The following is an 8,473-nucleotide window of genomic DNA, read 5'->3' on the forward strand; positions in this document are numbered from 1 at the left end:
AGTATGAGCATTACCTAAGAAACCCCTACCTCTAAGGTAGTGGGTAGTTCATGCAATGTTTGTATTTTGTAAAGGGCGTGTCCTAGCTGGTCGCGCCTTTTTGCCGTTTATTAATAACTGCTGTGATATAAATGTAGCCTACGCAAAACAGTTTACGTGCGTATACTTAAGTCTTCGCTTAAGAATTAATGCATCTGTTTATCAAACCACGATTCGTATAATCAAAAAGAAAAGGAAGTCATTTATGTCTAGCGACAACTTAATGTTCACAGCGACAGAACATGGTCAAACCATGCATGCTAAGGTCAAAGCATTTATCGAAACATATATTGAGCCCATTGAAGCGCAGTTTTGGGCAGATTGTCACGAGCAAAATCCTAATGGTGACTGGAAGTCATGGCAATGGCCTGAAAAATATGAAAGCTTACGTGCACAAGCTCGTGAGGCAGGTTTATGGAACCTCTTTTTGCCTGACGATACTTTGGGTGCAGGGCTTTCGGTGACAGACTATGCACCGATTGCAGAGCTGACAGGTCGTAGTTTATTAGCACCTTATGTTTTCAACTGTAACGCGCCTGACAGCGGCAATATGGAGCTATTATGGCGTTATGGTTCTGAGGAGCAACAAAAGAAATGGTTAACGCCAATTTTAGAAGGTAAAACACGTTCCGTTTTTTGTATGACTGAGCCAGAGGTAGCATCAAGCGATGCTACCAATATGCAAGCAACGGCAGTTGTGGAAGGTGACGAGATCGTTATTAATGGTAGTAAATGGTGGTCATCTGGCTTAGGTGATCCTGCCGTCGATATTTTAATTGTGATGGCGTATACGCCTGATGAAAATAAAGACCGTCACCATCAGCACTCTATGGTGCTCGTGCCAGCAAAAGCGGCGGGCGTTAACATTGAGCGCATGTTAAAAGTGTTCGGTGATTATGATGCACCACATGGACATGGTGAGGTCAGATTTAATGAGGTACGCGTACCCGTTAGCCACTTTATTGGTGGTGCAGGTATGGGGTTTGAGATTGCCCAAGGTCGTTTAGGACCAGGTCGTATTCACCATTGCATGCGTTGTATTGGTGCTGCTGAAAAGTCTTTAGAATTAGCGGTTAACCGTGGTATGTCGCGTACTGCTTTTGGCAAGCCTTTAATTCAGCTAGGCGGAAACTTTGAACGTATCGCTGAAGCACGCATCAAAATTGACCAAGCACGTTTGCTTACTTTATATGCGGCGCAAAAAATGGACGCGCAAGGGACCAAGGCGGCATTGACGGAGATTTCTGCCATTAAAGTAGTCGCGCCAACTGTATTACAGGATGTGGTCGATATGGCCATCCAGATTCATGGCGGTATGGGTGTCTGCCAAGATACGATGCTACCAAGCTTCTTTGCCCAAGCACGTGCATTGCGTTTAGCTGATGGTCCAGATGAAGTGCATAAAACCATGATCGCCAAGTTGGAGTTGAAGCGTCAAGGCTTTAGTCGTCCTAAATCTACTAAGTCATAGTTTGGCACGCGATTGAATAGGAGCTCCGTCGGTTTTGAAGACTGAGCTCTTAACCTGAAGTAAATGACAACAATAATTGACAACGGTAATTGACCACACGATAAGGAATATCTTATGGCGACTGATAATGATACTGCTAGCAACAACGCTGGTATTCAAACAAATGACCTGAATAAAGATGTGCTGGATAAAGGTGGTACTGTTCGAGAAGGTGAAGAGCTAGACGCTCGAGTTGTGAGTGACTGGTTGCGTCAGCAAGGTGTCGATATAAAAGGTGAGCCTATTGTCACTCAATTCTCTGGTGGTGCATCAAATTGGACGTATCGTTTACAGTACGGCAATCAAGACTTAATTTTGCGTCGCCCACCCAAAGGCACCAAAGCCAAGTCAGCCCACGACATGGTGCGCGAATATAAGGTGCAAAAGGCGCTAAAAAATGCCTATCCTTACGTGCCTAAAATGGTTGCGTTGTGTGTTGATGAGGCAGTGATTGGTGCAGACTTCTACGTTATGGAGCGCATGGAAGGTATCATTCCACGTGCCAACTTACCAGAAGGTATCGAGTTAGATACTGAGCAGACACGACTCCTATGTACCAACGTCATTGATGCTTTAGTGGAACTGCATCAAGTGGATTGTGATCAGCACCCTGATTTGCTCGAATTAGGTCGTGGTGAAGGGTACTGCGAACGTCAAGTGACAGGCTGGGATAAGCGTTATGTAAAAGCCAAAACACCGAATGTCCCCAGTTTTACATTGGTACGTCAGTGGTTGGGCAAGCATACACCTGCTGATAGTAAGACATGCTTAATTCACAATGATTGGCGCTTTGACAATGTTATTTTGGATGCGACAGAACCGACCAAAGTAATAGGCGTACTGGATTGGGAGATGGCCACACTGGGTGATCCGTTGATGGATTTGGGCAGTGCCTTGGCTTATTGGATCGAAGAAAATGACAATATGGTGATGCAGCAGGCACGCCGTCAGCCGACACACCTAAAAGGGATGATGACCCGTGATGAGGTGGTAGCTTATTATCTTGAAAAAACAAATCTACAAATAGACAACTGGACGTTTTATGAAGTGTTTGGTCTATTCCGTTTGGCAGGTATCGTTCAGCAAATTTACTATCGTTATTATCATAAGCAGACCACCAATCCAACCTTCAAAAACTTTTGGATTATCGTACATGTATTGCACGCCAAGTGTCTAAAACTGATCGCGCAGTATGAAGGTGACATGCTATTTACTGATCGTGTACAGCCACATCTGCGAGAGATGGGAGTCGATGCTGCAATGCTTGAGCAGTTGCCAAGCCCTGTGAAAAAAATCGTAGAGGGACTTTTGCCAAAAAGCTATTTTGCGGATGCAGCGAAATCAAAGGACGAAGAGTGATTGTGCAGATTGATTAGGCTTTATTCCATTTGAATGATGATAAATAAGGGTATTTTATGACAACCATTCTACTTGCTCGTCATGGTCAGGCGTCCTTTGGACAAGAAAATTACGATCAGCTTTCAGATTTGGGTAGTATCCAAGCGCAAATGCTGGGTCAGCACTATGCAAGCATCGAGCGTCGTATCGATGCGATTTTTACAGGAAGTCTGAACAGGCAGCAAGAGTCTGCACGTCATTTTTGGCAAAGCTACCAGACTTTGTTCAGTACCGATGATGGACATGACGACGGACATGATGACGAGCGCATAGAAACCCCTATCGTCACTGCCATCGATTTAGATAAGCCTGATAGCTATGTATTGCCACAATTCGATGAGTTCAATCATAAAGACGTCCTGTTCACGTCTGACCCAGCGTTTAATAGCCGTAGCGCTATTGCTAGTGAAATTGCTAAGGCGAGAACCCCGTCCACACGGTTGGCCGAGATTTTTGACGGTGCGATGCAGCGTTGGCATGGCGGAAATCATGATGAAGACTATATAGAAAGCTGGCCAGAATTTAGTCATCGTGCGCAGCAAGCATTAGCACAGGTGCATCATAAAATAGAAAGCCTAGGTTTAGATGACGATAGCACGGTATTGGTTTTTACCTCAGGCGGTGTTATTGCAGCACTTACTGCTCAGTTTTTGCAACAAGGCAGTTTGACTGCCTATCAGATTAACAAAAGCTTGGTCAACACTGGTGTGACGTCTATCACGGTAAAAAACGAGCGTACTCGTCTACTGTCTTTAAATGAGTATAGTCATCTCATTTCTGGCGGTGAGTCTTTTGTGACATGGCGATAATTTAGCATCTAACAGTAGTGATAGGTTATAGTAAAGTGAAAGTGCTTGTTGTCAGTAGGTAAGGGCTCTGGCTATCTATATAGTTTGTACTGATATAGTCTGTACTGATCTTGAACTTTCTAATACCGACTTATAAAGGATTGTTATGCAAAATAAACTTTTTGATTTAGTCAGAAATAATACCGTCGCAAGCACCAGTCAACTGTTCAGTGCGGTTCAGCCAGCGCGATATTTAAAAGGATTGAATAAACAACAAGTCGGGCATGGTAAGACTGTGTTGATTACCGGTGCCAGTTCGGGTCTGGGCGAAGAGATGACAAGATTGTTTGCCAAACTTGGTTATAACCTTGCTATCTGTGCTCGCCGTGTTGAGCGCCTGGAGAGTCTACAGTCAGAATTAATCGCCCTGTATCCTGATATCCGTGTTGAATACCGAGTCTTAGATGTCAGTGATTATGACTCAATTTTTGACGTTTTTGATGCATTTGTTGTTGATTTTGGGCAGATTGATCGTGTTGTGGTCAATGCTGGTGTCGGAGACAGTCGTCGCATCGGCAAAGGGCGTTTTGAAACAAACCGTCATACTGTCGAAATTAATTTTGTAGCAGCGCTGGCACAATGTGAAGCAGCGATGAGTGTCTTTCGTGCTCAAAACAGTGGTCACCTGGTCGTCATATCTAGCATGTCAGCCATGCGAGGACTGCCTAAGCACTTAACCGCTTATGGTGCCAGTAAAGCAGGATTGGCGCACTTAGCAGAAGGTATTCGTGCTGATATGCTATTAAGTAAACTACCGATTCAGGTGTCTACTATTTATCCAGGTTATGTCCGCACTGAGATCAATGAAAATGCAAAACCATTGCCGTTTGAAGTAGATGCAGAAACTGGTACAAAAGCAATCGTTGCAGCGATTGAAGCAGGCGTGGATGAAGCTTGTGTGCCAAGCTTGCCTTGGTCGATGGTAGGAAAAGCAATGAAACATCTGCCTTTGCAAGTGGTGAATAAGTTTAACTAAGCATGTTTTTTTCAAGTGCGCACCATGTAGGGCGCGTATTATATAGAAAATGCTCTGACTATACAGAATACTTCCTAGGTGAAAGAAGGAATTGCGCCAGAAAGACAAAACCAGAGCTGAAAGAGACATAAAAAGCCATGCACAGTATTTGTGAATGGCTTTTTATTTTTAAGTTGTATCAACGAAAGGTATTGAGTAGCCACTCACTTGTGTAGCTCGTTGATGACTATCCAAGTGGCTTACATAAAGTAGCTTACATAATATGGCTCACGCTTACGCCTCATTGATGGCTTGTTCGATGACTGAGCGTAGGTTTTGAGGCACACGAATAGGGCGCATTGGGGTGGCGTTAGCAACGATAGCATTGGGTTCATGATCGCCATTACTCTTTGCTGTTGAGTCTGGCTTTATTTGATTTTGTACACAAGCGATCACAATCTTGGTGCTACTTAATAAGCTCTCATTGTTTTTTCTGTCAGATGAAGGGCTGTTGGTTTGCTGGCGGTGAATGCTCTGATAAAATACAATGCTGGCAGGTTTTAATTCAACTTTATCAATTCGCACAGTGATAACTTCATCTAAAAGGATGGCTCGTTTATATTGCAAATCAGCCTGACTGACCACGAAGTGCTGTACCTCGCCACTGTCAGTTTTTAGGAAATAGCCATTTAATCCAAGTTTGGTGAACCAGTCTCGACGGCAATTTTCAAAAAATACTAAATGATTGGCGTGATAGACTATACCGCCGGCATCAGTGTGGTTAATATAGACATTATAGTCTGTCGCAAATATAGGTGTGGTCATAATAACGCTCAGTATTTTAGTGTGGCTAGCCAAGTGCAATTGGCAAGTACGGTTAGTGAGTACGATTTGATAGCAGCCGTGTTAATAATAGCTACTCTAGCTTAAGATAGCAGAGCACGCAACAATTAGCGCTGTCAGTGTCTGTTATTATGGTGAGCGTAGATATCATCGCATCCGCCCTACGCTATTGCATTCGGCCTACAATGTATTTCAAACAATTAGAATAGGATAATTTATGCCCCGTTTTGTTAGTTTTAACGTCAATGGTATTCGTGCCCGTCAGCATCAGCTTGAAGTCGTACGAGACGTCATCGATCCTGATGTAATGGGTCTGCAAGAGACCAAGGTTCATGATGATCAGTTTCCATTGGCTAATGTAGAGGGTCTTGGTTATCACGTGGAATACTTTGGCCAAAAAGGACATTACGGCGTGGCGCTAGTGTCTAAGATTGCACCTATTTTCGTACAAAAAGGCTTCCCTGGTGAAGATGTAGAAGCACAAAAGCGCTTCATTCATGCCCGCTATGAGTTCGATGGACGTGAAGTCGACGTTCTCAATGGCTATTTTCCACAGGGTGAAAGCCAAGACCATCCGACCAAGTTTCCTATGAAACGGGCCTACTATGCAGGTTTAATGGCTTATATAGACACATTAAAAGCAGAAGGTCGGTCGATTATCGTCATGGGTGATATGAATATCGCTCCAGAAGATGTGGATATTGGTATTGGTGAGGTCAATGCAAAGCGTTGGTTAAAAAATAGAAAAAGCTCATTTTTACCAGAAGAGCGCGAGTGGTATGCGGCACTGATGTCACGTGATTTGACGGATACTTATCGTTTGCATTATCCAGAAAGCAGAGAGTTTTACAGCTGGTTTGACTATCGTAGCCGCGGTTTTAACGATGACCCTAAGCGCGGTTTGCGTATTGATCATATTTTGTGTACTTCAGATTTACTTGAATCGTGTGTTGATGCAGGTATCAGCTATGAGTTGCGAGCGATGGAAAAACCGTCTGACCATGCGCCGATTTGGTCATCGTTTGAATTTAAGTAATTAATTTAAATAGCCAATTTAAATAACTGTAGGTCTTACGCATTCATGCATAGTGCGCATGTTTGAAATGAGGACACGCCCCAGAGTCTTTGACAATGATTTCATGCACGCAAGCTGTGTCAGATACTTGAGTTGATAACTGTTTTTAGAATGGTTACTAGAATAAACCTACGTTCTAATAACACTGTATTTATAATCATAAAAATTGAAAATAAGGATGCCACCATGGCTGTTGGAAATATTGCAATCCCAGATACTATTTATCCGATTGACGGTATCAAGTTAAGTGCGACCGCAGCAGGTGTGCGCTATAAAGACCGCAATGATTTAGTGGTGATTGAACTCGCTGAGACCGCAAACAGCGCTGTTGTCACAACGAAAAATGCCTTTTGTGCGGCACCGGTAAAAGTATTGCGTGAAAATTTTGCCAAAGCAAGTCCACGCTATCTCGTGATCAACACGGGCAATGCCAACGCAGGTACAGGTGCAGATGGTATGCGTCGTGCAGAGAGTATTTGTGAGGCATTGGCTAGTAAAGCAGGTGTAGACCAAAGTGTCGTACTGCCATTTTCAACTGGGGTTATCGGTGAGCCACTTAACAGCGAGGCTGTCATCGCAGGGCTGAATGAAGCACTTAGCAATTTAGTGTCTGACAGTTGGCTTGAAGCAGCCAAAGGTATCCTGACGACTGATACGATTCCTAAGCTTGCCAGCCAAAAAGTGGATGTTGCAGATAGTAGTTATCACATAACCGGTATTTCAAAAGGGTCGGGTATGATACGACCCAATATGGCAACGATGCTGGGCTACGTGGCCACGGATGCCAATATCGCTGCTGATTTATTGCAAGAAATGCTAAGCACCATTAATGAGCAGTCTTTTAATCGCATTACGGTGGATGGTGATACGTCGACTAATGACTGTTGTGTGTTGATTGCCACTGGTACTGCTAGCTCGGATGTAATTGATAGCCCTGAGCACCCACACTATCAAGCTGTGTATACAGCTTTGACCGAAGTATTTGTGCGTTTGGCGCAATTAATCGTACGTGACGGCGAGGGCGCAACCAAGTTTATGACTGTCAAAGTCACTGGCGGACAAATGACTCAAGAATGCTGTGATGTAGCTTATGCAGTTGCTCATTCACCACTGGTTAAAACAGCATTTTTTGCTAGTGATGCTAACTGGGGACGTATACTGGCAGCCGTTGGTTATGTAGGGGTTGAAGATTTGGATACTGAAAAGGTCGATGTGTATCTGGATGAGGTGATGATTTGCCAAAATGGCGGTGTCGCACCTAGCTATACTGAAGAGGCGGGCAAGAACGTTATGAGTCGCTCCGAGATTACCATCCATATTGATCTTGCACGTGGTGAGGCTTCTGACACGGTATATACTTGCGATTTATCGTATGATTACGTAAAAATCAATGCTGACTATCGTAGCTAATAATCACAACTTCTCAGCAATAGTGCGGCACTAGCGAGATAGTGAGCAGACGATTATCGCTTTTTGGATTCGACCATATCCTATTGTTCACCTCACTTAGAAAATATAGGTACGATTGAAAAAGCCAGAACGACGTCGTTCTGGCTTTTTTGTATGTGTGTTATTAAATACCAATGAATATGGCCATGGACTAGTTAAAAAGCAGTTGCAAATACTGACGTTACTTTACAAAGTAGTTATAGAAGAGAAGCGGTAATGCGTTTTACACTTATGCAAGTGGACATTAGATAGCTCTAGTAAGCAATCGCTTTAGAGTTTGCCTTGGTCATAACCACTGCAGCTAATACATCTGGGGGCATTCACATGCCTTAGAATGCCCCCAGATGTATACGAAA

Annotated in this window: 7 protein-coding genes; 6 read left to right on the forward strand and 1 reads right to left on the reverse strand. The window is 43.7% G+C overall.

The features are described from left to right. The first annotated feature begins 262 nt into the window (after positions 1 to 262). The 4 genes from L0J61_RS06820 (at position 263) to L0J61_RS06835 (ending at position 4,771) form a co-directional block, all read left to right on the forward strand. Positions 263 to 1,510: an acyl-CoA dehydrogenase family protein gene (locus L0J61_RS06820; RefSeq protein ID WP_301465585.1), complete on the forward strand. Its 1,248-nt coding sequence runs from the start codon at positions 263 to 265 to the stop codon at positions 1,508 to 1,510. Between the two features lie 114 nt (positions 1,511 to 1,624). Continuing rightward, a complete protein-coding gene (locus L0J61_RS06825) occupies positions 1,625 to 2,908 on the forward strand; it encodes a phosphotransferase family protein (protein ID WP_301465579.1) in 1,284 nt (427 codons plus the stop codon). A gap of 56 nt (positions 2,909 to 2,964) precedes the next feature. Beyond that, positions 2,965 to 3,756: a histidine phosphatase family protein gene (locus L0J61_RS06830; protein WP_301465580.1), complete on the forward strand. Its 792-nt coding sequence runs from the start codon at positions 2,965 to 2,967 to the stop codon at positions 3,754 to 3,756. A gap of 145 nt (positions 3,757 to 3,901) precedes the next feature. After that, positions 3,902 to 4,771 (forward strand): SDR family oxidoreductase, encoded by an 870-nt coding sequence (locus L0J61_RS06835; protein WP_301465581.1) that lies wholly within the window; start codon positions 3,902 to 3,904, stop codon positions 4,769 to 4,771. Positions 4,772 to 5,044: 273 nt separating this feature from the next. On the opposite strand, the gene L0J61_RS06840 is transcribed toward L0J61_RS06835, so the two are convergent. Next, a complete protein-coding gene (locus L0J61_RS06840; protein ID WP_301465582.1) occupies positions 5,045 to 5,575 on the reverse strand; it encodes a hotdog domain-containing protein in 531 nt (176 codons plus the stop codon). 235 nt (positions 5,576 to 5,810) lie between these two features. Here L0J61_RS06840 and xthA point away from each other — a divergent pair, with 235 nt between their 5' ends. Both xthA and argJ read left to right on the forward strand, forming a co-directional pair. Further along, entirely contained in the window at positions 5,811 to 6,629 is an 819-nt protein-coding gene (xthA, locus tag L0J61_RS06845; RefSeq protein WP_301465583.1) for an exodeoxyribonuclease III, read from the forward strand. 225 nt (positions 6,630 to 6,854) lie between these two features. Then, on the forward strand, positions 6,855 to 8,078 hold the full coding sequence (gene argJ / locus L0J61_RS06850) for a bifunctional glutamate N-acetyltransferase/amino-acid acetyltransferase ArgJ (RefSeq protein WP_301465584.1): 1,224 nt from the start codon (positions 6,855 to 6,857) through the stop codon (positions 8,076 to 8,078). Positions 8,079 to 8,473: the final 395 nt, after the last annotated feature.

The organism is Psychrobacter sp. (genome assembly GCF_030457785.1).
Classification (GTDB): Bacteria; Pseudomonadota; Gammaproteobacteria; order Pseudomonadales; family Moraxellaceae; genus Psychrobacter.

What these genes read in the sequence shown, in the direction of transcription:
- L0J61_RS06820 (WP_301465585.1), top strand. Translation starts at nt 263, where the DNA reads ATGTTCACAGCGACAGAACATGGTCAAACCATGCATGCTAAGGTCAAA.
- L0J61_RS06825 (WP_301465579.1), top strand. Translation starts at nt 1,625, where the DNA reads ATGGCGACTGATAATGATACTGCTAGCAACAACGCTGGTATTCAAACA.
- L0J61_RS06830 (WP_301465580.1), top strand. Translation starts at nt 2,965, where the DNA reads ATGACAACCATTCTACTTGCTCGTCATGGTCAGGCGTCCTTTGGACAA.
- L0J61_RS06835 (WP_301465581.1), top strand. Translation starts at nt 3,902, where the DNA reads ATGCAAAATAAACTTTTTGATTTAGTCAGAAATAATACCGTCGCAAGC.
- L0J61_RS06840 (WP_301465582.1), bottom strand. Translation starts at nt 5,575, where the DNA reads ATGACCACACCTATATTTGCGACAGACTATAATGTCTATATTAACCAC.
- xthA (WP_301465583.1), top strand. Translation starts at nt 5,811, where the DNA reads ATGCCCCGTTTTGTTAGTTTTAACGTCAATGGTATTCGTGCCCGTCAG.
- argJ (WP_301465584.1), top strand. Translation starts at nt 6,855, where the DNA reads ATGGCTGTTGGAAATATTGCAATCCCAGATACTATTTATCCGATTGAC.